Annotated in this window: 21 protein-coding genes; 19 read left to right on the top strand and 2 right to left on the bottom strand. The window is 52.2% G+C overall.

Annotated features, from left to right (window positions below):
• Positions 1-194: 194 nt before the first annotated feature.
• Together KI610_RS13335 and KI610_RS13330 are read right to left on the bottom strand one after the other, a co-directional pair.
• Positions 195-1382, bottom strand: a complete 1188-nt coding sequence (locus KI610_RS13335; protein WP_226495450.1) for an MFS transporter — start codon at positions 1380-1382, stop codon at positions 195-197.
• Between the two features lie 102 nt (positions 1383-1484).
• Entirely contained in the window at positions 1485-2030 is a 546-nt protein-coding gene (locus KI610_RS13330; protein ID WP_226495449.1) for a MarR family winged helix-turn-helix transcriptional regulator, read from the bottom strand.
• A 325-nt stretch (positions 2031-2355) separates the two neighbouring features.
• Here KI610_RS13330 and KI610_RS13325 point away from each other — a divergent pair, with 325 nt between their 5' ends.
• The 19 genes from KI610_RS13325 (at position 2356) to KI610_RS13235 (ending at position 25574) form a co-directional block, all read left to right on the top strand.
• Positions 2356-3390: a hypothetical protein gene (locus tag KI610_RS13325; protein WP_226495448.1), complete on the top strand. Its 1035-nt coding sequence runs from the start codon at positions 2356-2358 to the stop codon at positions 3388-3390.
• A 77-nt stretch (positions 3391-3467) separates the two neighbouring features.
• A complete protein-coding gene (locus tag KI610_RS13320) occupies positions 3468-4418 on the top strand; it encodes a 3-keto-5-aminohexanoate cleavage protein (RefSeq protein WP_226495447.1) in 951 nt (316 codons plus the stop codon).
• Positions 4419-4496: 78 nt separating this feature from the next.
• The gene (locus KI610_RS13315; protein WP_226495446.1) at positions 4497-6131 is read left to right on the top strand and encodes a DUF1302 domain-containing protein; all 1635 of its coding nucleotides are present in this window, start codon (positions 4497-4499) and stop codon (positions 6129-6131) included.
• A 12-nt stretch (positions 6132-6143) separates the two neighbouring features.
• The gene (locus KI610_RS13310; protein WP_226495445.1) at positions 6144-7526 is read left to right on the top strand and encodes a DUF1329 domain-containing protein; all 1383 of its coding nucleotides are present in this window, start codon (positions 6144-6146) and stop codon (positions 7524-7526) included.
• Positions 7527-7555: 29 nt separating this feature from the next.
• A complete protein-coding gene (locus KI610_RS13305; RefSeq protein WP_226495444.1) occupies positions 7556-8638 on the top strand; it encodes a YCF48-related protein in 1083 nt (360 codons plus the stop codon).
• A gap of 71 nt (positions 8639-8709) precedes the next feature.
• Positions 8710-11148 carry an efflux RND transporter permease subunit gene (locus KI610_RS13300; RefSeq protein ID WP_226495443.1) on the top strand — a complete coding sequence of 813 codons (2439 nt, stop codon included), beginning with the start codon at positions 8710-8712 and terminating at the stop codon, positions 11146-11148.
• Complete coding sequence (gene wrbA, locus KI610_RS13295) at positions 11133-11759, top strand: NAD(P)H:quinone oxidoreductase (protein ID WP_226495442.1); 627 nt, start codon at positions 11133-11135, stop codon at positions 11757-11759. The genes KI610_RS13300 and wrbA overlap by 16 nt, the downstream gene beginning before the upstream one ends.
• A complete protein-coding gene (locus tag KI610_RS13290) occupies positions 11752-12126 on the top strand; it encodes a nuclear transport factor 2 family protein (protein WP_226495441.1) in 375 nt (124 codons plus the stop codon). The genes wrbA and KI610_RS13290 overlap by 8 nt, the downstream gene beginning before the upstream one ends.
• 59 nt (positions 12127-12185) lie before the next feature.
• Positions 12186-15203 carry a molybdopterin-dependent oxidoreductase gene (locus tag KI610_RS13285; protein ID WP_226495440.1) on the top strand — a complete coding sequence of 1006 codons (3018 nt, stop codon included), beginning with the start codon at positions 12186-12188 and terminating at the stop codon, positions 15201-15203.
• The gene (locus tag KI610_RS13280) at positions 15193-16032 is read left to right on the top strand and encodes a 4Fe-4S dicluster domain-containing protein (protein WP_226495439.1); all 840 of its coding nucleotides are present in this window, start codon (positions 15193-15195) and stop codon (positions 16030-16032) included. The genes KI610_RS13285 and KI610_RS13280 overlap by 11 nt, the downstream gene beginning before the upstream one ends.
• Before the next feature lie 245 nt (positions 16033-16277).
• The gene (locus tag KI610_RS13275) at positions 16278-17249 is read left to right on the top strand and encodes a PdxA family dehydrogenase (RefSeq protein WP_226495438.1); all 972 of its coding nucleotides are present in this window, start codon (positions 16278-16280) and stop codon (positions 17247-17249) included.
• Positions 17250-17378: 129 nt separating this feature from the next.
• Positions 17379-18596, top strand: a complete 1218-nt coding sequence (locus KI610_RS13270; protein WP_226495437.1) for an NAD(P)/FAD-dependent oxidoreductase — start codon at positions 17379-17381, stop codon at positions 18594-18596.
• A 33-nt stretch (positions 18597-18629) separates the two neighbouring features.
• Positions 18630-18968, top strand: coding sequence for a non-heme iron oxygenase ferredoxin subunit (locus KI610_RS13265; RefSeq protein ID WP_226495436.1), 339 nt, complete (start codon positions 18630-18632; stop codon positions 18966-18968).
• Between the two features lie 211 nt (positions 18969-19179).
• A complete protein-coding gene (locus KI610_RS13260; protein WP_226495435.1) occupies positions 19180-20370 on the top strand; it encodes an acyl-CoA dehydrogenase in 1191 nt (396 codons plus the stop codon).
• 60 nt (positions 20371-20430) lie between these two features.
• A complete protein-coding gene (locus tag KI610_RS13255; RefSeq protein ID WP_226495434.1) occupies positions 20431-21591 on the top strand; it encodes an acyl-CoA dehydrogenase family protein in 1161 nt (386 codons plus the stop codon).
• Positions 21592-21817: 226 nt separating this feature from the next.
• Entirely contained in the window at positions 21818-22975 is a 1158-nt protein-coding gene (locus tag KI610_RS13250) for a CaiB/BaiF CoA transferase family protein (protein ID WP_404827405.1), read from the top strand.
• Positions 22976-23131: 156 nt separating this feature from the next.
• A complete protein-coding gene (locus KI610_RS13245; RefSeq protein WP_226495433.1) occupies positions 23132-23980 on the top strand; it encodes an alpha/beta fold hydrolase in 849 nt (282 codons plus the stop codon).
• Between the two features lie 10 nt (positions 23981-23990).
• Positions 23991-24794, top strand: coding sequence for a 2-oxo-hept-4-ene-1,7-dioate hydratase (gene hpaH / locus KI610_RS13240; RefSeq protein WP_226495432.1), 804 nt, complete (start codon positions 23991-23993; stop codon positions 24792-24794).
• Positions 24795-24797: 3 nt separating this feature from the next.
• On the top strand, positions 24798-25574 hold the full coding sequence (locus tag KI610_RS13235; RefSeq protein ID WP_226495431.1) for an HpcH/HpaI aldolase family protein: 777 nt from the start codon (positions 24798-24800) through the stop codon (positions 25572-25574).
• Positions 25575-25655 lie beyond the last annotated feature (81 nt).

Genomic DNA, 25655 nt, shown 5'->3' with positions numbered 1-25655 from the left:
TAAAAAGTAGTTGATGCGCTGATTTTTGTGTTGATTGGACGTGTTAAGCAAGATCGAGTTGATGCATCTTAAGCATCAAGGTTTCGAAACTATGCCTAGGGGCTTAGAAGACGGCAGTGTGGAAAACGAAAAACATGGGCTACCCGATTATCGAAAGAGCAGGTCGCAAGGATTGCTATCGGTGATCTTGACTGCTAATTTGCTTTGGAGACACTGGAGACCAGCCAACCCAATAATAGGACTAATCCAGCGGTAATGACGAAGGCATTGCCTACTAACCCGTTGTCTAAGCAAATCGCCATGATCATCACCCCAAGCGACTGACCCAAAAAAACCATGCAAGAAAAAAAACTCAGGGCAGTGCCGCGTGCCGTTGGTGCCATTTGACTGGCTTGTGTCTGTAGGTTTCCATGAATCATGTAAAAACCAATTCCTGCGATAGTGCTTGAAGCTATGCCAATTGCTGGGTGATCTGCTACCGCGAGCCCAAATAGACCTAAAGCGATCAACACGCCACCAAGAAGTGCCAGGCCGTGCGCGCCAATGAGACGCAGCCAGTACCTTGCCATTCTGCTATATGCAATCCCCCCCATTCCGAACAGCAGCATTACTCCTCCCGCCATTGTTGCACTCAGCCCGAAATGCTGAATTAGACGGCTAGGAATAAAGGCGACAGCCCCCATCACAGTAATTCCTTCAAACAAAGACAAAAAGAGTATCCAGAGCGTGCGCCGCTCCCAAAGTTTCAATAGTGATTGAAAGTATGGAGCTCCTGAATAGTGATGGGTGGCAGCTTGGTTGGGTGGTGTCCATCGATGAATAGACCATCCGGCCCAAAGTAGTGCTACAGCAAGTGTGAGAAAAGCTGCTCGCCAACTCAGATAATCTGCAGCGATTCCGCCAAACCATACACCAAACATCATTCCTGATACGGTCCACGATGTCAGCTTTGCAAGTGTTTCTTGCCGATGTTCAAAAGAGACGCTGTCGCCAATCCAGGCCATTGATAAGGGGATGATGGCAGCTGAGAAGGTGCCCATCGCCACGCGGGCCCATAACAAAGATGTGAGGTTTGGTGACACGGCGGCCGAAAGGGCGAAGAAGCCGCAAGCCAGACAGGCTGCTGCTACAACACGTAACTTCCCTATCCGATCTCCAAAGGGACCATAAAGCAGCCCGATTACGCCGTAGGCAATCGAATACCAAGACACGACGCCGGCTGCGGCACCTGTCGTCACGCCAAAATCCTGAGCAAGTGCAACCAGCATTGAGTCACAAATCCGTGTCGTGGCCATGCTGGCAAAAGTTGCAAGGCCAATGACCCGGATGTTTAGCGAGCTATGTAATTGGGAATTTGGTGGAGTTGGCACAGTCTTGCTCAAGATTGAAGTTCCATATGTAGTCGCTATTCACTGGGGCCTAGTGCCGTGCGCTCCTTGGGTTGCAAGCTGAGCGAAATCTTGCAGGAGAGAGAGGCGTGCATTTCAATAATCGGCGTTATCGTCTGCGTTTACTGCAAGGAGATTGGCTTCAACTTGAAGTAATGTCTTCCAAACAATTTTGATGTCGTTTGGAGATGCGCCTTCAAATGACTCTTTAACCAGTTGTGTGAAGCTTGACATGACCTCCCCAATTAGGCGGCGTCCATTGTCTGTAAGGGTGACGTTGTATTTTCGTCTGTCGTTTGGATCCCTTACCCTGAGAACGAGCTCGCTCTTTTCCAGAAAGTCCAGCACAGGAACCGTGGTTGCGGACGCCATGCCAACTCGCTTACTGAGTTCGAGTTGATTCAAAGGACCACTCTCCAGCACTCTGAGGTAATACCAATGAGCCATGGTGATCCCCCAGGGGTGCAGCGTCTTTTGGCCTATTCCTGTATAGAGCCGGGAAATGTCCCGCATCAACCATGCTAGCGTGCGACCGAGTTTGTCGACGAGTAAATCAGAGTCTATCTCTGAGCTAGCTTCCACGTTGTCTTGAGCAAATTTTTGGCGAATGTTATTTGCATTTTCCGGCGTGTTGAATTCCATGGTGCAAAACCTCATTTCATAAATTATTAGGTCACGCCTATAGGCTCGACGGGTTAGCGGTGCTGTGGCAGTTGCAGGTTGCGACCTTGCCTAAGCCGGATATCTTACTAACGTGCTGTGGGCGATGGTATAGCCACCTCATCGTGATCGACATAGTTTGAAAAAATTCAAATTGCTCAATCAGAAACTGGTTGCATGATAAGAAATGTGTTGTATGATTCGAAATCATATCATACGATCTCGAATGATTCCATGGTGTGTTGAAGTTGTAGTCAAATTTCCAATTTGTTGTCTGTCAAAGATTTTTTCAGAGGAGATCAATGTCATGAACAATCCAAACATGCTGGACCCGAAGATGGCCCCGACTCTTTGGACTCGGGAGGGGTTCGGTGGGCCGGTCGCTGCGGCAGTTAGGGCGGCGCACACCCCTTCGTATTTGAGGGTAGAGGGGCCACACGGCCCGCGTCGCAACATCCTGGCGCGAATGGTGCCAAAGGATGAGTCCTCGGCTGATGCTCTGCCGACAGTGATTGCTACCAGTCGTGAAGGTCTTCGGATGTCGATGTCGGGTCGCAAAGAGGCTATGCCCTTCGTGATTCGCAATGTCGAGTGTGACGAAGTGCATTTTGTGCAGAGTGGAAGTGTCCGGTTCGAAACGGAGTTTGGGGAGCTTGATGCAGAGGCGGGAGACTTTGTCTTTATTCCGCGCGCGGTTGCCTACAAGTTTCACCCAGTGTCCGGTGGTATGCGCAGTTTGATCATCGAATCTCCGTGGGCCCTAAAAGTGAATGCCCCGTTCGGCGTGATTATGCCAAGCGATATTGGTCGTCCTACTGTCAAGCCGAATCCGACTCGCGATTGCGAAACCAAGCTTGTGGTGAAAACTCGTGATGACTTGACCACGTTCGTTTTGCCGTACGACCCGACGGTCTTGCTTGCCTTGGTTATTGGCGAAAACCCGGTCTGGAAGGTTAACTTGGCCAAGATTCAAACTGGCTCGTATGCGCCGGTTGGCGGTCCGCCCGTACAGATCATTACTACCGCAAACAGCGAGTTCTGTGTATTCAATCTAAGTTCGCGCGTGGGTCTGCGTCCGCCGCCGCACCTAAATGCCGATTACGACGAATTCATTGTCTACGCCGCTGGGCCAGGCCACTGGGGTGCGTGCTCCGAGCCAGGGACCATTACATTGGTGCCAAAGGGTGTTCCTCATCAAGGTATGGACGAGAACGTTCCCGAGGGGTATCTGGCGTGGTTGGTGGAGTGTCGTCCAACTTTGAGGTGGACCGAAGAAGGGCTGCATGCGTCGGAATTGATGGATACCAGCACCTATGGTCCACTCGGCGGCGCGAAGCCCTAATTTCATCTCGCGAACCCGCCGACGAATTGCATTAAGTGCGGCAGGGTTCATTAATATTGAAAACTAGAGGATTCTAAATGATTAAACCTCTTTCGCTCTTCGAAGCGGCTACAAAAGAAATGGAAACGTACCGGTTCATCTGCGACGCTTCCGTTCAGCCTTGCTGGGACATTCCTCGAAAGATTGCAATCAATACTGCCGTAGCTGCTCGCATGGAAAATGGCGAACCATCGTCAATACAACATTACGTTGATGCGGCTACAAGTGTGATCGAGGCCGGGGCATGTGGCGTACACATCGATTTCAGTGGTGTCGTCGACGCACAGGGGCGGCGCCTGGATCGCGATATACCGCCGGTGGATGCATATACGATGGTCCTTGAGCCGCTGCGAAAACGTTTTGGCAACGACTTTGTTGTCAATCTGAATGTCCTGAATGGTGCAACCTTCGATATTTGTGTCAGTCCTGCGCGTGAGGGTCTTGCGGAGGTGGCACCGTGCGCAGCCGGTCACCCAGACGATTTCATGATTCCAGCGATTCAGGCGATGGAGGAGTTTGGCGTAAAGCCGGAAGTGGTGGTGCATAGTTCTGGTGAAATCGAGCTCGCCAAGCGAAAGTTGATTGACACCGGCATCCTGAAGAAACCCTATAACTGGATCATTCTTTTTGGTCTGCCATTTGATTGCGGGCGGACGATCAATTCCGGCACCTGGGTGCGCAACACTCAGGATATGGCGCGCCATCTGTTCCTGATGGTTGATCAGGTCAAAGGTATCGATCCGGATTGCCATATCACCGTCTGCGCTGCGGGACGCGCCTCACTCTTTGTGACGACGTTGGCAACGATGATGGGTTTGCATATCCGAGTAGGAACAGAGGACTCGGCGTATAAATTTCCAGGTCGAGACGATCCCGTTGGCAGCAATCTCGAGATGTTCCTCATGGCACGCGAAATCGCGGCACTTCATGGCCGTGAGCCTGCTTCCGCGAATGAGTACCGGAAAATGATCGGCAAGCCCGAGCGATAGGCCGTTGTGATTTGGTTTTATCCGACGAAATCCATATTGGGATTTCGTATTGCATCAAAATCTATAAGGAGGAGACAAATGGAAGCGTGCAATTGGAAATTGAAGCTGCTAACGGCAGCATGCGCGTTGACGACTGGTACAAATGCATCTGCGTTTCAGATTGCCTCAGACGTTGATGGTTTATCCATGCGGTTCGACAACACCTTCAAGTACAGCGTTGCGCAGCGTCTCAAGGGTCAAGATTCTGCGTTGATCGCGGATGTGAATCAGGATGATGGTGATAGAAATTTCAGTAAGAATGGGTTGATCTCTAACCGCATTGACCTCCTGTCGGAGTTCGATCTTACCTATAAGAATGTCGGGTTGCGGGTCAGTGGCGCTGCTTGGTATGACCAAGCCTATATGAATGGTAACGACAATGACTCGCCGTTCACAAACAACAGTGCCTCGGCCCCCTACAATGATTTCACGAGCGATACGAAAAAATTGCATGGGCGACGTGCAGAAGTTTTGGATGCCTTTGTATTCGGTAAGACCTATGTTGCTGACATGCTTTTGACTGGTCGTCTTGGCCAACATACGGTCGTATTTGGCGAAAGCTTGTTTTTTGGTTCTAACGGTATTGCCGCAGCCCAGGCACCAATCGACATCGTCAAGCTTTTGTCAGTCCCGGGGACGCAGTTCAAGGAACTGATGCGACCTGTTCCGCAAATCTCTGGCCAGATTCAGGTCAACGAGAACGTGTCGATTGGGGCTTACTACCAGTTCAAGTGGGAGAAAGACAGAATCCCTGCTGCGGGAAGCTATTTCTCATCGGTAGATATGCTCGATGCGGGGGGGGAGCGGATTAGTGTTATTCCTGGCGCCTACTACTTCACGCGGACCGATGATGTTAAACCCAAGGATTCAGGTCAAGGCGGTCTCCAGGTAAAGTTCCGGACTGACGGCGGAGATACGGATTATGGCCTCTATGCCGTTCAGTATCACGCAAAGTCACCGATGCTGATGCCAGGTGGTGTCGCTGCGGTTCCCGTTCCCCTCCAACCCTTCCTAGGTCCCTTTTTTCCAACTGATTATTCCCTTGTTTATCCAGAGGATATCAAAGCGTTCGGGGCCAGTTTAAGTACCACGGTATTCGATACTAATGTCGGAGCCGAGGCTTCAGTTCGCCATGACATGCCACTTGTTGCGCAGGGGGGGGTAATAAACGGACCCACTTTGTACCCTGTGGGCAAGACATTTCATGCCCAGGTATCTTGGGTGAAGCTGCTGAGTAATACAGCGCTCTGGCAAGGAGGGCAGTTCCTCGGCGAGATCGCGTATCACAAGGTGACTTCCGTGGACCGGAATGAAGCCATGCTAGATCCGAACGGCACGCGATCAGCCTCGGCCATGCGCATCATGTTTGCTCCGGCTTATTACCAAGTTATAAGCGGGTTGGATATAAGTATTCCCATCAACTTGGGATATGGCATCAGTGGCCGGTCGCTCGTCGTGCATCCCGGCTTCTCGCCCAAGAATACCGGGGATTTCAGCATCGGTATCAAGGGAGAGTATGAGAAGGCTTGGCAATTGAGCCTGACCTATACCAAGTTTTTTGGCACTGCCAAAACATCGACCGGGCCAGCGAACTCGCCTGTTCAAGCATTTTCATACGGCCAAGAATTGGCTGATCGCGACTTCCTGTCGTTCTCTGTACAGCGCGCATTTTAAAGGAGAGATGTAATGAAATTGAACCGCAAATTTTGGTTCATGGCAGCCTTTGCTGCAGTTAACTGCGCAGGGCAAGCGCTTGCCGGAGTTACTGCAGAGCAGGCTGCCAAGCTAAAGAATACTTTGACGCCATACGGCGCTGAGCGCGCCGGCAACAAGGACGGAAGCATTCCTACATGGGAAGGGGGTTATAAGCACAATCCCGGGCAATACAAGAATGGAGAGTCCCGAGAGGACCTTTATCCAAATGAGAAGCCTACCCTCGTTATAAACGCACAGAATGTCAGTCAGTACGCCGACAAGCTAAGCGAAGGGGTCAAAGGACTGATCAAAAAATATCCGAATACCTTCAGCCTTCAGGTGTACCCGACCCATCGAACTGCAGCCGCGCCGCAGTGGGTCTATGACAACATCGCAAAGAACGCGACCCGAGCAAAGCTGAGCGCTGACGGACAGAAGCTGGAAGGCGCATATGGAGGGATTCCGTTTCCGATCCCGTCAACGGGCATTGAGGTGATGTGGAACCACAAATTGCAGTATCTCGGTGAAGGCTATGCGTTGAATGTGGCTGCCTATAGTGGGGGCGCCGATGGCAAGATTACAAAGGCATCTAACGCCTACAGCAATGTGATCAACCCTTACTATTTTAAAGACGGTAGCCTAGAGACTTATAAGGGAGTCTCCTCGATGTGGCGGGTCTGGGTAACTGGGCCAGCACACAAAGCTGGGGAGCAGTTCCTCCTTCATCAGTTCACGGATCGCCCGATGCAGGTCTGGCAGTACCTGGTTGGACAACGTCGGGTACGCAAAGCACCTACCTTTTGTTGCGATACGCCTGAAGAGGTCAATTCCGGTATCAACTATGTTGACGAAGCTTACGGTTTCTACGGCGACTTAGACCGTTATGACTGGAAGCTGGTGGGCAAGCGGGAAATGTACATCCCCTACAACGGCAACAAGCTCGTCTCAAAAGAAGCAGAAAAAGTGGGCGCCCAGAAGGGGAATCACGTTAACCCTGATTTAGTTCGCTGGGAGAAACACCGAGTCTGGGTAGTAGAGGCAACGGTAAAAGAGGGCAAACGTCATGCGATTCCAAAGCGTACGTTCTACGTCGATGAAGACACTTGGTCCGTAATCCTCAGCGATGGATATGACGCACAAGGTACGCTTTGGCGGGTCGGTATTTCTGTTCCTTTCGTCGCACCCGAAGGCCCCTTCGTATATGGCAATGGTCAGTGGTCCGTCTACGATCTAGTGGCGGGGAATTACCTGGCTGGGTTACTCACGGACTGGTCTAACTCTTCCTATAAATGGCACTTCAAGACGTACGCCAAAGAAGCTACCCCTCTCGCCGAGTTTACGCCTGATGCCATGGCAGGTAGTGGCGTAAGGTAATAAATATGTCGTCAACGGGAGGTAATGAAATGCAAATACGCAAATCTAAATGGTTTGCCGTGCTGGGTATCAGCATGCTGTTACTACAACCAGTGCAGGAGGTCGTGGCGACAGTTCCCGTTGACGCAATTGAGCGTCCGAGCGTTGCGAGTGTGCGCATGTCTACAGCGCTCATGTTGTCCGTAGCGCCGGCGGGCCAGAGACTGGTGGCAGTAGGCGAGCGAGGTTTCATCCAGTTCTCTGATGACAATGGTGCGACTTGGACGCAGGCTAGTTCTCCTGTGTCTGTCACACTGACATCGGTACGATTTGTCAATGCCTTGCGGGGGTGGTCAGTTGGTCATGGCGGGGTAGTGCTGGCAACCCGTGATGGCGGAAAAACTTGGCGCAAGCAACTTGATGGCGTGATGGCTGCGGCGCTCATGAAAGCGGCCGCAACGGCGCAAGAAGGAGAGGCGAAAGCGGCTGCGCTTCGGGAAGCAGAACGTTTGGTCCAGGAGGGAGCGGATAAGCCTTTCTTCGATGTTTACTTCAGCAACGAGAGTTCCGGCCTTGTTGTAGGGGCGTACGGCCTGGCTTTTGTCACTGAGGATGGGGGTAACAGTTGGCGACCCATTGGCGGGAGGCTTCCGAATCCTAGTGGATTGCATCTTTTCAAGATTTATTCTGACGCGACAGGGCTATGGATCGTCGGCGAGCGAGGTCTGGTCATGAGAGGGCGCTCATTCGTCGATAAGTTTTCATCAGAGGAGTTGCCCTATAAAGGCTCTCTGTACGGTGTGGCTTGCTCCTCCGAAAAGGCATGTTATGTATATGGTCTGCGAGGCAACATATTGCAGTTGAAATCTGACACCCATTCATGGGCTAGCGTCGCCAACGAACAACCTTTGACGATCACAACGTCAGTTTTGGCTCCCGACAAGTTGGGCTCTCTCATCTTTGCAGACCAAGGTGGGCGAATTCTCAGCCTGGATAACCAGGACGCACGGTTAACTGTACGAATGTCCAGGTCGCTGCCTCCGATCAATGCACTGACTACAGCTACGGACGGGAGCCTTGTGGCGGCGACGGCTAAAGGAATGGTTCGAGTAACGCCGAGTGACTTTAGATAGCACGGGCATTGAGGATCGTGCCGTGGAAAAAATACGACTACCTCAAATTTTTTGCTGACCAACGATAAGCCATGATTATTAAAAAAAGCGACATGCTGCAGTCCTTGGTTGAGCGTGCGATCTTCGGACGACGCCCAATCATCATCATTCTTTGCTTGCTTGTAACTATCGGTCTCATATTTGAGGCGGCGAGCCTTCGAGTCAACGCTGGTTTTGACAAAATGATTCCACAGGGCCATGAGTTTATTAAGAACTACATGGCAAACAAAGCTGAAATAACCTCTTCAAGCAACAACCTGCGGATCGTTGTTGAGACAACTGCAGAGTCAATCTTCGAACCGAAGTACGTTGAGACATTGCGTCGAATCAATGACGAAGTGTTCCTGTTGCCAGGTGTCGAGCGTTCTTACTTCAAGTCTCTGTGGATGCCCTCTGTGCGATGGGTCGGCGTGACCGAGGAGGGAATCGAGTCGGGGCCTGTGATGCCTGAGAGTTACAACGGCTCAACAGAAAGTATCGATGAGCTTCGCACCAATGTCATGAGGTCCGGCGAGGTTGGGCAGCTGGTAGGGCTTGATCTGAAGTCAACTACGATTTTAGCTCCCTTAATTGATCGGAATGAGCATGGAGAGCGCCTGGACTACCAGCGCCTCTCGACTGCGCTGGAGGCTGTCCGAGTTAAGTACGAGAGCAACGACGTAAAGATTCATATCGTCGGATTTGGCAAGCTTGTTGGCGATTTGATCGATGCACTGCATACCGTGGCGTTGTTCTTCGCTTTGGCAATTGTTGTGTGTATGGCGGTATTGTACTGGCATACAAGGTGTATCCGTAGCACCCTGCTTGTCGTCAGTTGTTCGCTCCTCGCCGTTGTATGGCTCCTTGGGTTATTGCCTTTGTTGGGCTTTGAGTTAGATCCGTACTCCGTGCTTGTCCCATTTCTCATCTTCGCGATTGGAATGTCGCATGGCGCGCAGAAGATGAACGGTATCATGCAGGATATTGGTCGGGGTGAGGACAAGTTGGTCGCGGCGCGGTTGACTTTCCGTCGCCTATTCCTGGCTGGCGTAACGGCATTGCTTGCGGACGTTGTCGGGTTTGCAGTTTTGATGATCATAGACATCAAAGTCATTCAGGAGCTCGCAATTGCGGCTAGCTTAGGTGTCGGTGTTCTGATCTTTACGAACCTTATCCTCCTGCCCATTTTGCTGTCATACGTGGGAGTGAGTCCTGAAGCTGCCCAGCGAAGCCTGAAAGAGGAGCGTTCTGCTCTGGGCAATGACGGTGCGTCTAGCCAAAAGCTTTGGACTCTATTAACTCAGTTCACAACTCGTCGATGGGCCACCGCAGCTATTTGCGTATTTGTTGTGATTGGCGCTCTTTCCTATTACTACGGCAGGGGGGTCAAGGTGGGCGATCTGGAACCCGGAGCGCCAGAGCTGAGAGCTGAGTCGCAGTACAACAGAGACAATGCGTACATTACTTCACACTATGCTGCTAGTAGCGACGTATTCATGGTGATGGTTAAGACGCAGGCTTCCGAGTGCAATACTTATCGTGTGCTATCGGTAGTCGACAAACTTGAGCTGGAGCTCCAGCAGATTCCCCAAGTTGAATCAATAAAGTCTTTCGCCGGCTTTGCAAAGATGGCAGCTGTCGGCATGAATGAAGGGAGCTTCCTTTGGTATGACCTACCAAGGAATCAAGGGATGCTCAATTCGGCGGCCAACCGGGGCGTTCCTCGAGAGTTGATTAATCAACGTTGCGATATGGCCAGCGTGATCGTCTACCTTAAAGATCACAAATCGGAGACGCTGGACCAAGTGGTGGCGACAACCCAGAGTTTCGCAGATCGTTATAGTTCGGAGGATATTCAGATCCTGATGGCGGCAGGGAATGCTGGCATCGAGGCTGCGACCAACAGCGTGGTCCGTCACGCTGACCATATGATCTTGTGGTTGGTCTATTTGGCTGTCTCCTTACTTGCCTACGTGACCTTCCGGTCAATCAGGGCTGTTATTTGTGCGGTGTTGCCTCTAGTGGTGACGACGCTAATGTCGCAAGCCCTGATGGTTAGTCTGGACATAGGGATCAAGGTTGCTACGCTACCAGTGATTGCTTTGGGAGTCGGTATTGGAGTGGACTATTCCTTATACGTACTCTCCGTTGTTATGGCCGAGTTAAGGTCTGGGGCATCACTGAAAAGAGCGTACTACGCCGCACTGGCATTTACGGGGCGTGTCGTGGTACTTACCGGGCTCACGCTGGCTGTCGCTGTTCTCATGTGGGTGGCTTCCCCTATCAAATTTCAAGCAGATATGGGAGCGCTGTTGGCATTCATGTTTGGCTGGAACATGGTGGCGTCTTTGATTCTTATTCCCGCCCTCGGGCACTTTCTGCTTCAGCCGCAAGCAACAGCTGATGGAAGTTCCTATTCTTCAATGGTTCTCGAAGCTCACCCTGAGCCGGTTTCAACTCAACATACAAAACTCCCATGTCTAAAGTCCTAATTCTTTATTACTCGATGTATGGCCATGTATCAACCTTAGCTAGAGAACTAGAACGAGGTGCTAGTTCAGTGGATGGCATAGATGTGACCATAAAAAGAGTTCCCGAGATAATGGAGCGATCAGCTCTGGAGAAGATACAGGCCGTTCTGGACGACGAAGTGCCGGTGGCGACAGTTGAGGAGCTGCCTCAGTACGATGCAATTATCTTCGGGACGCCCACGCGGTTTGGAAATATGGCATCCCAGATGCGAAGTTTTCTGGATCAGACAGGCGGCCTTTGGTACACGAATGCTCTTGTTGGCAAAGTGGGAAGCGTGTTTGTCAGCACATCGACCGGCGCCGGGAACGAAACAACCATCACATCCTTTCATACGACTCTTTTGCATCATGGGATGGTTGTCGTGGGAGTACCTTATACCGTTGCTGCTCTGTCAGATGTATCCGAAGCACGTGGTGGAAGCGTATTAGGCGCCGGCTATCTGTCGGGGCCCGATGGCCGGCGAGAAATAAGCGAGTGCGAACTCGCGATCGCATTTGGGCAAGGCCGTCATGTGGCGGAAATTACGCGACGTCTATCGGCTGGTTTGAAAGCTGAGGTTAAACATGAGTGATGCCCCGTCTTTTGTTGCCAGTGTTTACGCTTCTGTTGACTCTATGGACCCGTCGCGGATGCGACCGTACATGACGGATGACTGTGTCTTCAGGTTCTCGAACATGCCTGAGGTGCGCGGACGAGATGCCTTTGAGGCATCAGCGCAACAGTTTTACGCAATGTTGTCGTCAGTAACGCACCAGGTGCACCAGAGTTGGGCGACAGACGACGGCCATCTAGTCTCTCAGGTAACCGTGACCTATCGTCGTCGCGATGGTTACGAACTCACCTGTCCGGCGGCTGGGATTTGGCGGCTTACGGACGGACTCATCAGTGAGTACAACGTCTATGTCGACAACTCCAGCCTCTTTGCACAGGCTGCTTAAGCAGCTAATGAAGCATGCCAACGAGTTGGAATTTGTGGTGATCCAGTTGAGCGATATCAATGGTCAAAATTATTAATCAGCAGTTACGTTTCGCGAACTCGCTGGCAGTCAGGGCAATCCTGACGGCTTTGCCGCTTGTGATCCGACTGGCAGCAAAGCGTGACGCGAGCGTCAGGAAGATATTGGCGCGTGGAGACTGCACTATTCAGTTTCGCACACGTGATTCTCGCGTGTCCAGACACCTTGTGTTTGGAGGTGGCGGCGTCAAGGGGTACTCAGGTCAAACGCCCCAACCAGATGTAGAGATGGTCTTTCGGAATGCAGCAACAGCGCTTCAGATGTTGAGCCCTACGCCGGACTATAGCGTCGTTATAGACTTACTGAAGAATTTTAAAGTGGTGGCATCGGGATCGGACAAATGGACGGTTTGGTTTGGTCGGTTGATGAATGCCGTTTCTCATGTCGGTACGCAGTACGGTGTGGCTTGTGCCGATGGGACTGTGCGTTTTACCACGGTGACGAACGGTGGACCGCTCTTCGTCTATGTTAAGGATGACAAGATCGTTCGCGTAACGCCGATCGACTTGAGCGAGCAAGATGCTGCGAGTTGGCAGCTTATGGCCAGAGGCAAGTCGTTTACGCCCAGAAGGCAGTCGACTGTCAGCCCGCATGCTCTGTCGATCAAGTCGCTGGTTTATTCAGAAAAGCGGATACTTACACCGCTTCGTCGCGTCGACTTCAACCCGGCATCAAGCGACCGCAATACTCAAAATCGGGGTATCTCCGAGTATGTCCCAATTTCTTGGGACGAGGCCTTGGACATTGTCGCCAGTGAAATTAAGCGCATGAAGCAGACATATGGCCCAGGCGCGATTGCCTCGGCCCATTCTGCGCACCACCAGTGGGGAAACCTCAATTATTGGGTGAGCGCGATGCTGCGCTTCAACAACCTAGTCGGGGTGACCCGAATGGGTTTTAGTCCTGTTAGTTGGGAGGGGTGGTACTGGGGGGCGATGCATCACTACGGCAATAGCCTTCGAACTGGTTGCCCGGGATACTACGGAACCCTCGAGGATTGTCTTCAGAACGCCGAACTCGTTGTCTTTTGGTCCAGCGATCCAGAGAGTACGTCTGGCGTATACGGTGGCTCCGAGGGGACGCAACGCAGGCAGTGGGCCCGGGAGTTGGGCATCGAGTTTGTCCATATCGATCCCCACTACAATAAAACTGCACAGCTATTTGGTGGGAAGTGGATCCCGATTCGACCGGGGACTGATGCTGCTCTTGCGCAGGCCATCATGCACGAGTGGATTGTCAACGGCACATATGACACCCAGTACGTAGAAGAGCGAACGGTCGGCTTCGCTGAGTGGAAAGACCATCTACTTGGCGTTAGCGATGGAGTGGCAAAGACGCCGGAATGGCAAGAGTCGGAGACGGGGGTTCTGGCGAAAGATGTACGCTCGTTGGCTGCACTTTGGGCCAAGAAACGAACTTACTTAGGGGCTGGAGGCCAAGGAGCCGGACTTGGCGGGGCGTGTCGAGCCGCAAATGGGGCGCAGTGGACTCGGTGCATGGTTCAGATGATGGCTATGCAGGGCTGGGGAAAGCCGGGGGTCAATTTCGGCAACCTCCAATATTCCACCCCGGTCGATATGAACTTTTACTTCCCGGGCTACGCGGATGGGGGGATTAGCGGAGATCTCGTCAATTCAGCAAGCGCTGTGCACAACTATACCCGCATGCCACACATCTTGACCATGAACACGGTTAAACAGGTCATATCGCGTCAGCATTTCCCTGAGGCAATCCTCAAGGGCAGCTGCAGTGGATATTTGTGGGATGGAACCTCTGCGGAAAACCAGTTCATTCCTTATGAGTATCCAATGACAGGGTACTCCCCGGTTCACATGCTGTACCGGTATGGTGGATCTTCCCTTGGAACCATCATGGAGTCTGGGCAATTGATTGATGCCTACCGCCATCCATCCTTGGAGTTTGTCGTAAGTCAGTCAATTTGGTTGGAGAATGAGGTCAAATTTGCCGATATCATTTTACCGGCGTGCACCGCACTGGAGCGCTTTGACATTAGCGAAGTAGCCAACTGTGCGGGCTACATACCGCATAACCAAAGTGTACTTAACCACCGTATGGTGGTCATGCAGCACAAGTGCATTGAGCCTTTAGGTGAGTCGAAGTCTGACTATCAGATTTTTTCCGACATCCTTACTCGGCTGGGTCTCGGGGCCTTCTATACAGAAGGAGGTTGCGATGACCTGACTTGGTGCAAGCGAATTTTCAATTCCTCGGATTTGCCAGGATCAATCAGTTGGAAGCAATTCCTCAAGAAGGGGTATTACGTAATACCCCCGGAGCCGGAAAGCAGCGGCGTCAGCCGTGTTGAAATGCGGTGGTTTGCAGAAGGACGCACAAAAGACACGCCCGATCCAAGCGCACTGCCATCTCAATATTCAGGGGATTTCGGAAGTGGCTTGACTACCCAAAGTGGGAAATTCGAATTCGTTCCGAATAGTTTGCAGCGGACCGGAGAGTTTGACCAAGATCGTCCCGCTATAAATAAATACATACCTTCATGGGAAGGCCTTGCGACTGGCGATGCATCGGCTTACCCGCTTCAGTTGATTACCTCGCATCCGCCATATAGTTTTCATACCTTTGGGGATGCCAAGGGGGGGGGCGTTGATGACTTGGAAGACCACCGCATTACCGTTAACGGTTATGCCTATTGGGTTGTGCGGCTGAATCCGTCAGATGCGTTGTCGCGTGGAATCCGTCATCATGACCTCGTTCGAGTGTTCAATGGTCGTGCCTCTGTTATCTGCGCAGTGGATGTAAATGAAACAGTGATGTTTGGTGTCGCCAAGGCCTTTGAGTCAAGTGCAAGCTACGACCCGGTACAAACCGGTTTTGGTCTTATCGATAGAGGGGGATGCCTGAATCTACTCACCTCGGGACGGCGAATTTCAAAGACGTCAGATGGCATTGCCCCCAATTCGTGCTTGGTGCAGGTCGAGCGCTTCGAGTACACGCACGAGGAGGTCCGGAATGAGCGCTAAGTGGAATCTCATTGTTGATGTTGCTTCCTGCTCAAACTGCGGCAATTGTGTACTTGCGGTAAAAGACGAATATGTAGGAAACGATTTTCCTGGCTATTCGGCGGCACAACCGCAAAGTGGTCACAAGTGGCTGTGGGTCGAGCGGGTTGTCCGAGGAAGTGGAACAGCAGTGGATGTCGCACATGTTCCCATGGCGTGTAATCACTGCGACGATGCCCCATGCCAGAAGGCGGCCCCTGATGCCGTGACAAAGCGTGACGACGGGATCGTAATCTTCGATCCGATAAAAGCGGTAGGACGGCGGGATCTAGTGGAGGTCTGTCCCTACGGTGCTGTCTCATGGAACAGCGAGAAGCAGTTGCCGCAGATTTGGCCTTTCGATGCTCATTTGCTAGATGCAGGTTGGTCGAATCCGAGAGGCGTTCAGGTGTGCCCAACGGAGTGTCTAAGTGCAGTCAAGATTACCGATGCTGAAATGGCCTTGATCGCAAAAGAGCAGGAACTGACAGTCTTGAAACCTGGCTTGGATACGAAGCCAAGAATCTACTATCGAAACCTCTGGCGGGCGCAGGAGCATTTTATTGCGGGCAATGTAGTTGGATATGACGATTCAGGCCGCGAAGCCAACTTGGCTGGTATCGAAGTGTTCCTGTTTTTGGATGGGGTTGATCGTCGTACTGTTCGTACAGACGTTTTTGGAGACTTTAAGTTCGACCGGTTGAGGGCAGGGCAAAAATTCGAGTTAGGCCTTGGCGCACCAGATGAACTGACGAACCGTAATTCTGGAGTTGTTGAACAAAGCGTAAATTTGGGTCAATTAAAGATTTGAGATTGGCTTGATAGATGCCATGAAATCAGCCTAGGACAACGACAGTTACCCCTTGCCAGATTGCCTTGAATCCGTTGGTCTGCACAAAAATAGTTCAATAAACGAACTATCGTATTGATAAATATTTCTGTCGGTGAAATAATTGGCCATATGAATACCATTTTCGATTCGCGAATTGCCAACCCTTTCAAGGTTAGGTCGGCCGATGTTCCTGTCGGTAGCAATCCGTTGCTAAGGGTAGGTCTATGTTAAAAAATCGTCCCCTTATTGCTGCCACCATTGGAGATCCGGCTGGAATTGGCCCGGAAGTGTGCGTTAAGGCTGCGCAAGGAATCCATGGGGAGGGGGTGTTTGATGTCCTTCTTATTGGCGATATTCAGGTTATTCAGACAGCAGCAGAGATTTGCGGTTGTCATGTTCCGTTTCGTCGGGTTTCGGCGCCGCGGGATGGTGTTCGCCAGAATTTCATTGGCGTCCTCGATCCTCGAGGTGGGGCGGCTATTGAATATCTCATTGGTGAGGCGTCTGCGAGTGCGGCTAGGGCTGCCCTTGAATGGCTCAGTTGTGGTCACGATCTTGGTAGCCGAGGACTCATTGATGGGCTGGTCCTTGGGCCAGTCAACAGTGAGGCATTGAAACTATCTGGCTTGATTCAGCATATTGATCAACTCCAGCCGGAGGGTACGTACATGCTTCGTGTAAGTGGCAACCTGCGAGTGATGCCTCTTACGGAGCATATTCCCATTCGCGATGTCGCAGCGACGGTGTCGAGTGCGTCGGTGATGGCAGCGGTAAGTGTGCTAGACGAAGCGTTGAGAAAGTGGGGGGTCGAAAGGCCCAGGATTGCAGTTGCAGGATTGAATCCGCATGCAATGTTCGAAGAGGATGCAACACAGATCGCCCCGGCAGTTCAAGCGTTATCAGGACAAGGAGTTGGAGTAATTGGGCCAATTTCCCCTGACTCGGTCTTTAGAAAGGCTTTTGCCGGAGACTTCGATGCCGTCGTGGCGATGTATCACGACCAAGGTCAGATTGCGTTGAAGACTGCCGCATTCTCAGGTGCTTGCACCATCTACGTTGGCTTGAGTCATGTGGAAATTGCAATTCCCCATGGAACTGCATATGACATAGCCGGGAAAGGAACTGCTGATAGTTCAAGTATGGCGGCAGGTATGAGGATGGCTGCCCGGCTTGTTTCGGGCGCCGGATTTAACTGATAGCCCTAGGGGTTGCTTATGTGGAACGAACTTGGTTGTTCTATTTGCTGTAGGCCACTTCTTTTCGGCGAAGGAATGCTATGACCGCCATGGTTGGTTATTCGCAGCTGTGGTTTGTGGAGAGGCAATATGTCTAGTGATTTCAGTGACATCGTTGTTCTGGGTGCAGGGATAGCTGGGTATACGGTAGCTGCCGAACTTATTCGCGCGGGAAGCCAGCAGCGAATCGTGGTAATCGGCGAAGAGCCAGATGCGCCGTACGACAGGCCCCCGCTGTCTAAAGAATTCCTACTGAACGGGGATGAGTCTGCGCTGCATTTCTCAGAACTGCCACAGAGCCAAGTCGAGTTTTGGCTCGGGGATCCAGCGGTGGAGGTGGATACCGGACAACGCGTCGTTCGCACTGCTAATGGGCGCTCGCTGATGTGGGAGAGGATCATCTTTGCGACCGGTACTGTTCCCCGTTCAGTTGAGCCCTCGTCGGCGGCCGGGCGAATTCACATGTTACGAACGCTGGCAGATGCTAGGTGGATTCGTGAATCTGTTTGTCGTGCCTCCAGTATTTTGTTGGTTGGTGGTGGGCCGATTGGCCTGGAGCTAGCCGCTTATGCGAGAAACCAAGATCTTAAGACAACAGTCATCGACGCTGCAGATGTACTGATGGCGCGAAGTATTCCAACCGTTGTCGGCGAGCACCTATATCGTTTTCATACTCAGAGGGGCGTTGAAGTCCGCTTGAAAAGTCCAATTGCCCGCATTGGTGAGAGCGGAACTGTGTACCTCGTGGATGGAACAGAGATAACAGCAGACATGACGGTGGTGGGCATTGGCGTAAGGGCCAATGACGAATTGGCGCACCGTGCCGGAATCGCTACCGAAGATGGAATTCTCGTTGATGAATGGTTTCGCACAAATGTTCCATCCGTATTCGCTGTTGGCGATGTTGCCAGGCAGCGCAGTGCTGCAACGGGGCTATATGAGCGTAACGAGACATGGTCGAGTGCCCGTGATCAGGCTGTTGCGCTGGCGAAGATATTGATGGATCCAGAAGGTGCCGCCCCATTTGTTGGAACCCCATGGTTCTGGTCCGACCAGGGGGGCATGTACGTTCAGGGTGCGGGTTCTGTCCGAGCCGAGCTACAGACCATTCGAGGGGACCTGGCAGTTGAGTCGTACTCAGTCCTGCAGTGGGAGTCAGGGCGTCTGGTGGGGGTGGCGAGTGTCAATTCACCCCGAGAGTTCCAGCTCCTGCGGAAGGTTATTGGCATGCAAGCCAGTCTCGATCCGGATGAGATTTCTGATCCTGGGTGCAATTTGAAGATGCGGCTAAAGGCCCTGCTGCAATGAATCAAACATCATTAAAAAGTGAAGATAGCTAACATGACTCAGAAACTATTATGTGCATTGGACGATCTGGAAGAGGGCGAGATCAAGAAAGTCAATCTTGAGGATGGCAGTTCCCTCGCTGTTTACCTAGTGGATGGAGAGGTTTACGCAACAGATGACAAGTGCACGCATGGCGATGCATCACTTGCCGATACCGGGGCTCTTGATGGATGTGTAGTCGAGTGCGGGCTGCACTTGGGGTGTTTTGATGTCCGCACAGGAGCTGTTATGTCAGCTCCCTGTTCAAAGCCGCTGCGAATCTATCCCGTTTGCATTCGCGATCAGAAGGTTTGGGCTGAGTTTTCGGAAATCTCTTGCGGGGAAACTTGCTGAGTTCGCTGACTGCTGCGCGGCATCTCCCGAAACGGCAGGAATCTCGCTCAATGTTGGGCAAGGAGTATTCGTATGCGTCCATGGTGCAACGTATTGAACGATGACCTTGGTAAATATGGCAATTCGATTTTTTAATTCAAGCGGGCGCAGTGGTCGCATGAGATTTTAGGCGGGACTCACTGGCTCAAAGCGTAATGGAGATAAATTTAATATGACTACGGTAAAACAACAGACTGCATTTTCTTGGGATGATCCGCTGCAACTCGATGGTCAGTTGACCGAGACCGAAAGAATGGTGCGGGATACAGCCCGTGGATATAGCCAGGACCGGCTGCAGCCACGCGTGCAAGAGGCCTTTCGCCATGAAAAGACGGATCGCGCCATCTTTACAGAAATGGGGGATCTAGGGCTTCTAGGTGTAACCATTCCCGAAGAATATGGTGGCGCGGGCATGAATTACGTTTCTTACGGGCTCATTGCACGCGAAGTCGAGCGCGTGGACTCCGGATATCGCTCGATGATGAGCGTGCAGAGCTCGCTCGTTATGGTGCCGATCAACGAATTTGGAACAGAAGGCCAGAAGCAGAAGTATCTGCCAAGGCTGGCCACGGGAGAGTGGGTGGGTTGCTTCGGCCTCACCGAGCCCAATCACGGTTCCGATCCGGGGGGAATGATCACTAGGGCAAAAAAGGTTGATGGCGGCTACAAATTGTCCGGTTCGAAAATGTGGATCACCAATAGTCCGATTGCCGACGTATTCGTCGTGTGGGCCAAGGACGATGCTGGCGATATCCGTGGCTTCATTCTGGAAAAGGGATGGAAGGGGCTGTCAGCACCCGCGATTCACGGGAAAGTCGGATTGCGCGCCTCCATTACAGGCGAAATTGTGATGGACGAAGTTTTCGTGCCAGAAGAGAACGCCTTTCCCAACGTTCGTGGCCTTCGGGGACCCTTCACTTGTCTTAACTCCGCACGTTATGGCATTGCATGGGGGGCGCTTGGTGCGGCGGAAGCCTGCTATGAAACGGCACGGCAATACACGCTGGATCGAAAGCAGTTTGGACGTCCCCTGGCCGCCAACCAGTTGGTGCAAAAGAAATTGGCTGACATGTTGACCGAAATTTCCCTAGGGTTACAGACCTGCTTGCGTATCGGTCGTATGAAAGAAGAGGGAAATGCCCCCGTAGAGCTAACTTCGATCGTGAAGCGAAACTCCTGCGGCAAGGCGCTTGAGATCGCTCGTGTGGCGCGAGATATGTTGGGTGGAAACGGCATTTCCGATGAATTTTGTGTTGCGCGTCATTTGGTGAATCTTGAAGTTGTTAACACCTATGAAGGTACCCACGATATCCACGCTTTGATCCTTGGTCGCGCTATCACCGGGCTTCAGGCTTTCAGTTGAGTTAGTGGTCATAGGAATTCTGCCCTAACGTTATCTCCAACTATATAGAGCGAAATTATCATGAGTGTCGATTCTGAATCTTTTGACCTGCTCCTCGAAACCATTCAGCGTTTCGTCCGTGAGCGCTTGGTTCCAGCAGAAAACGATGTCGAGGAAAATGACGAAGTTCCTGCAGACATTATTGAAGACTTAAAAGAGATGGGTTTGTATGGTCTATCCATCCCGGAGCAATACGGCGGCATCGGGCTGTCGATGATTCAGGAGTGCCTGGTTGCTTTCGAACTAGGGCAAACCTCGCTTGCTTTTAGGTCGGCTTTTGGTACCAACGTCGGGATTGGTTCGCAGGGTATCCTGATGGATGGAACGGAAGAACAAAAACGCGTCTATCTCCCCAAGGTAGCCAGCGGCGAACTGGTTATGTCGTTCGCACTAACGGAGCCCGAGGCCGGATCCGATTCAGCAGCCCTCAAGACCAGGGGCGAACTGGATGGTGATCATTATGTACTGAACGGAACCAAGCGTTTCATCACGAATGCACCGCGGGCAGGGGCATTCACGCTGATGGCTCGGACTGATGGGCCGGGAGCGAAGGGAATATCTGCCTTTATTGTTCCCGCGAATACGCCCGGCCTTGAGCTAGGTAAGCCGGACAAGAAGATGGGGCAGCGCGGCACCAAAACCTGTGACGTAATCCTTAACAATGCCCGGGTGCCAGTCGCCAACATCATTGGTGGCGTACCCGGACAGGGGTTCAAGACCGCAATGAAGGTTTTAGACCGTGGTCGTCTGCATATTTCGGCCGTAGCCTGCGGAATGGCGAAGCGCATCCTTGATGAGTCTTTGGCTTACGCCCGGGAGCGAAAACAGTTTGGATCCCGAATCGGAGACTTCCAACTAGTTCAGGCCATGTTTGCGGATTCTTTCGCAGAGATGTATGCCGGTTGGTCGATGGTCCAAGACTGCGCACGCCGTTACGACGCAAAACCTGCTGGAGTGAGTGATCAGGACGTCAGCATGCGGGCATCTAGTACAAAGCTGTTCTGTACCGAGATGGTCGGTCGTGTTGCGGACCGTGGCGTACAAGTCCACGGAGGTGCCGGTTACATCAACGAATACAAGGTCGAACGATTTTACCGGGACGTCCGCTTGCTCCGTTTATACGAAGGTACCACGCAGATTCAGCAGCTCATTATTGGGCGCGCGCTGATGGCTCAAGAGTAGTGAAAGGTTGAAAGCCCGACGAGGCAGCACACGACTAGGGTTTTTTACCGACTTGAGGAACAAGGAAGCAGGTAACGCAGAAACCAGTTTGGGGACTGCGCAGCCATGTATCAATCTAATTTACTAACCATGGGTTGTTGGAATGTCAGAAACAAGCACAGCTTCGGGTAATTCGATGGGCATATGCAACGACGGTCCGCCGTTAAAGGGCATACGGGTACTCGATATGTCCAGAGTTCTGGCCGGACCATGTTGCGCCATGGTCCTAGGTGACCTTGGGGCTGAGGTAATCAAACTCGAACACCCCGGGCGGGGAGATGATACTCGGGACTGGGGAATAAAGGTTGGCTCAACCCAAACTGCATATTTCAACAGCATGAACAGGAACAAGCGTTCCGTTACGTTGGACTTGCAAAACGCGGATGCTCAGAAAATTGCGCTTGATTTGGTACGAAAATCAGATGTGATCATTCACAACTTCAAGCATGGTGGAATTGAGAAATTTGGTCTCGGATACGACCAAGTGAAGGAGGTTAATCCCGAGATAGTCTATTGCTCCATAACGGGCTATGACAGCACAGGGCCAGAAGCCTCGAGGCCGGGCTATGACCTTGTGGTTCAGGGCGAGACAGGGCTCATGCACATTAATGGCGAGCCTCATCAGCCCCCCCTTAAATTCGGGATTGCAGCAGTCGATTTGATGACTGGGATGTATTCGGCACAAGCAGTTCTTGCTGCGCTCTTTCAGCGTCAAATAACCGGTCGCGGGCGCCATATCTCGATGGCGCTCTATGACTGTGGGCTGATGATCAGTTCATATTATGGTCTTGAAGCATTATTGATGCAAAAAGATCCGCCGAAATATGGCAATGCACACCCCTCGATTGTCCCTTATGGCGTTTTTGATGCAAAAGACGGGCGGCTTGTTATTACGGTAGGCAATAACAGCCAATTCGAGCGTTTTTGCCGCGATGTGATCAATCGTCCTGACCTAGCAGAGGATGATCGCTTCAAGACTAACTTGAAACGTACAGAAAACCGTTCGATTCTCCTGTCGGAAATTCAGAGAGAGCTTTCCTTGCGCACCTGCAGGGCACTCCTTCAGAACCTCGCAGCTGTTGGCATTCCTTGTGGCGAAGTCGTCGGATTGTACGACGCACTGACTTCGGAACGAACGGAACAGGGGGGGTTGGTTGTCGACTTTCCCCATCAGGAGGCCGGCACAGTTTCCGTCATGGCTCCACCTTACCGCCTGGATGGAGTCAGGATGCCTGTGAGGTATCCGCCGCCACCGCTCGGTGAGGCGACCCAAGATGTACTTCATGACATCTTGGAGTTAAGTGATGCAGAGATTGCGAGACTAAAGTCTGTGGGGGCAATTTGAATAAGCCAATACAACTCGCGCTCTAGCGTTATGCGCTGATTTTTCAAGCCTTAATCAGCCGGCTGATGCAAGTCAAGAAAACATAATTTTTAACCGAACATGTCGGGTTCCATTTCAGAATTCGAACCAACTTAGTCCTCAAATAGGAGCAAGTCAATGACCTACAAACTAATCGAAGAACGCATTCCATCTGGGCAGTTCACTAGTCACGTGATGATGGCAGGCGATCCAAAGAATCCCCCGTTGATCCTGATGCATGGTGCCGGCCCAGGCGCCAGTGCTTCGTCCAATTGGCGGCACTGTTTTCCTGAACTCGCAAAGGACTTTTACGTCATTGCGCCAGACATGATTGGCTTCGGCAAGAGCGACGTTCCGGATCCCCTTCCGCCGCATAGCGTGACCTGGATGGGAATGCGCGTAGAGCAAGTATTTGGTCTGATGGACCATCTGGGGATTCAAAAGGCAAACATCCTCGGCAACTCGATGGGCGGCGCTGTCACGTTGCAGCTCCTGGTTGAGGCCCCCGAGAGATTCGAGAAAGCGATGATGATGGGCCCTGCTGGTGCCCAGATGAGCCGTACCCCGGAAATGGCACGGCTGCTTTCCTTTTACGCCGATCCGCGGCTGGCCCGTTATCGCGAAATCATTACCAGCTTTGTCTACGATCCACAGGCTTTGCCCAACCTCGAGCAGATTATCGAAGAACGATTCCGTATCGCCGTCGATCCTGAGGTGCGTCGCGTCCAGGAAGTCATGTTTGAGTCTATGAAGACGGGCATGGATGCGCTTGTGATGTCCCCAACATCATTGTCCCGAATTCCCCATGAAGTGGCGCTGGTACATGGTCGCCATGATCGCATCGTGCCGCTGGAGGCCAGCCTGTATCTGTTACAGCACCTCAAGCGTGCAGAACTCCACGTTCTGGATCGATGCGGTCACTGGGCCCAGATTCAACGTTGGGATGCGATGTTGCCCCTGATTCGGATGCACTTTTTAAAAGATTGAGGACTCCACCATGCTAGACGACGTCACTATCCGACAGCTTGCTGCCGAATTGCATGAAGCAGAACGCACTCGGGTTCAGATATCGCAGTTGTCGCTGCGATATCCTGAAATCCAATTCGAGGATAGCTATCGGATTCAGCGCGAGTGGATGCGTATCAAACTGGCAGAAGGGGCTAGGCCCATCGGCAGGAAGATCGGGATGACGTCGCGTGCCATGCAACAAGTGGCGAACATGACTGAGCCTGATTACGGCTTATTACTTGACCACATGCTGATACCCGAGGGCAGTGCAATTGCAGCTGATCGCTTCATTCAGCCATGGGTAGAGGTCGAGTTGGCATTTATTCTAAAGCGCGAACTGCGCGGGCCGAATGTGACAATTTTTGATGTGTTGGACGCGACCGATTGGGTGGTTCCAGCTCTTGAGATCATTGATGCGCGGATACAGCGTATCGATCCGGGTACCGGGGCACAGAGGCGCATCCTCGATACGATCGCTGACAATGCTGCAAACGGTGGAATTGTCATGGGCGCGAGACCAATTCGTCCAGATGCAATGGATCTGCGTTGGATCGGTGGACTGCTCTACAAGAATGGTGTGATTGAGGAAACCGGCCTGGCGGCGGGGGTTCTTAATCATCCTGCCAATGGGATCGCCTGGCTTGCGCGTCAGCTTAGCAAATGGGATGAATCCCTGGCAGCAGGAGACATCGTGCTCGCCGGCTCGTTCACGCGGATCGTTCCAGCAAGTCATGGCGATCAGTTCGCCGCTGATTACGGACCGCTTGGCTCAATAAACATTCGTTTTGAATAAATTATGAACACCACCACACCTGTGAATAGTTTTAAACAAGCCTTAAGGGAAAAGCGCGCACAAATCGGCTTTTGGCTGACCCTTGGTGACTCGACCAGTGCAGAGATTTGTGCAAGCGCAGGATTCGACTGGTTGCTGATTGATGGGGAACACGTTCCTCATTCGCTACAAAGCGTACTTGATCAATTGCGTTCGATTGCCGGCTACCCGGAAACTCATGCGATCGCCCGAGTTCCGTCGTCCGATCCCATATTGATCAAGCAGTATCTCGACCTCGGGGTTCAAACCTTGCTGGTGCCAATGGTTGAGAGCGCGGACGAAGCTGCATCGATCGTAAAAGCTTGTCGCTACCCTCCCTCCGGGAGTCGGGGAATTGGTGGAGCGCGTGCAGCGCGCTGGGGGCATTTTCCTAAATATCTCCACGAAGCAGATGACCAGATAGCGGTAATCGTGCAGGTGGAAAGCCAACAAGGTTTAGACAATCTTGACGAAATCGTTCAAACCGAAGGTATAGACGGCGTCTTCATCGGACCAGCCGACCTGTCGGCATCGCTTGGCTACCTCGGGCAACCTGGGCATCCGGAGGTCCAGCGCCAGATTAGGGAGGCAGTTGATCGTATCAGCGCAGCCGGCAAGGCCCCCGGGATACTGACTCGCGACCTGGGTCTTGCTCGCGCATATTTGGAGCGGGGTGTGCTGATGCTCGCTGTAGGTCTCGACGCACACCTTCTGGCTGCGGAGACGCGGGGATTGGTCAATTCCTTCAAGGCGAACGGCTGATAGTCATTTGGTGGCGCGTATGCGCCACCAAATGAGATCGACATACGCCAATAACGCATCCGGAAAATGTAAGGGCAGCAG

The organism is Ferribacterium limneticum (assembly GCF_020510565.1).
In the GTDB taxonomy this organism is placed as follows: domain Bacteria; phylum Pseudomonadota; class Gammaproteobacteria; order Burkholderiales; family Rhodocyclaceae; genus Azonexus; species Azonexus limneticus_B.
Note: the sequence above shows the minus strand (reverse complement) of the source record. Positions and strands in the feature narration are given on the sequence as shown.

What these genes read in the sequence shown, in the direction of transcription:
- KI610_RS13320 (WP_226495447.1), top strand. Translation starts at nt 3,468, where the DNA reads ATGATTAAACCTCTTTCGCTCTTCGAAGCGGCTACAAAAGAAATGGAA.
- KI610_RS13270 (WP_226495437.1), top strand. Translation starts at nt 17,379, where the DNA reads ATGTCTAGTGATTTCAGTGACATCGTTGTTCTGGGTGCAGGGATAGCT.
- KI610_RS13235 (WP_226495431.1), top strand. Translation starts at nt 24,798, where the DNA reads ATGAACACCACCACACCTGTGAATAGTTTTAAACAAGCCTTAAGGGAA.
- KI610_RS13260 (WP_226495435.1), top strand. Translation starts at nt 19,180, where the DNA reads ATGACTACGGTAAAACAACAGACTGCATTTTCTTGGGATGATCCGCTG.
- KI610_RS13325 (WP_226495448.1), top strand. Translation starts at nt 2,356, where the DNA reads ATGAACAATCCAAACATGCTGGACCCGAAGATGGCCCCGACTCTTTGG.
- KI610_RS13300 (WP_226495443.1), top strand. Translation starts at nt 8,710, where the DNA reads ATGATTATTAAAAAAAGCGACATGCTGCAGTCCTTGGTTGAGCGTGCG.
- KI610_RS13315 (WP_226495446.1), top strand. Translation starts at nt 4,497, where the DNA reads ATGGAAGCGTGCAATTGGAAATTGAAGCTGCTAACGGCAGCATGCGCG.
- KI610_RS13330 (WP_226495449.1), bottom strand. Translation starts at nt 2,030, where the DNA reads ATGGAATTCAACACGCCGGAAAATGCAAATAACATTCGCCAAAAATTT.
- KI610_RS13255 (WP_226495434.1), top strand. Translation starts at nt 20,431, where the DNA reads ATGAGTGTCGATTCTGAATCTTTTGACCTGCTCCTCGAAACCATTCAG.
- wrbA (WP_226495442.1), top strand. Translation starts at nt 11,133, where the DNA reads ATGTCTAAAGTCCTAATTCTTTATTACTCGATGTATGGCCATGTATCA.
- KI610_RS13250 (WP_404827405.1), top strand. Translation starts at nt 21,818, where the DNA reads ATGTCCAGAGTTCTGGCCGGACCATGTTGCGCCATGGTCCTAGGTGAC.
- KI610_RS13310 (WP_226495445.1), top strand. Translation starts at nt 6,144, where the DNA reads ATGAAATTGAACCGCAAATTTTGGTTCATGGCAGCCTTTGCTGCAGTT.
- hpaH (WP_226495432.1), top strand. Translation starts at nt 23,991, where the DNA reads ATGCTAGACGACGTCACTATCCGACAGCTTGCTGCCGAATTGCATGAA.
- KI610_RS13275 (WP_226495438.1), top strand. Translation starts at nt 16,278, where the DNA reads ATGTTAAAAAATCGTCCCCTTATTGCTGCCACCATTGGAGATCCGGCT.
- KI610_RS13305 (WP_226495444.1), top strand. Translation starts at nt 7,556, where the DNA reads ATGCAAATACGCAAATCTAAATGGTTTGCCGTGCTGGGTATCAGCATG.
- KI610_RS13290 (WP_226495441.1), top strand. Translation starts at nt 11,752, where the DNA reads ATGAGTGATGCCCCGTCTTTTGTTGCCAGTGTTTACGCTTCTGTTGAC.
- KI610_RS13265 (WP_226495436.1), top strand. Translation starts at nt 18,630, where the DNA reads ATGACTCAGAAACTATTATGTGCATTGGACGATCTGGAAGAGGGCGAG.
- KI610_RS13285 (WP_226495440.1), top strand. Translation starts at nt 12,186, where the DNA reads ATGGTCAAAATTATTAATCAGCAGTTACGTTTCGCGAACTCGCTGGCA.
- KI610_RS13280 (WP_226495439.1), top strand. Translation starts at nt 15,193, where the DNA reads ATGAGCGCTAAGTGGAATCTCATTGTTGATGTTGCTTCCTGCTCAAAC.
- KI610_RS13245 (WP_226495433.1), top strand. Translation starts at nt 23,132, where the DNA reads ATGACCTACAAACTAATCGAAGAACGCATTCCATCTGGGCAGTTCACT.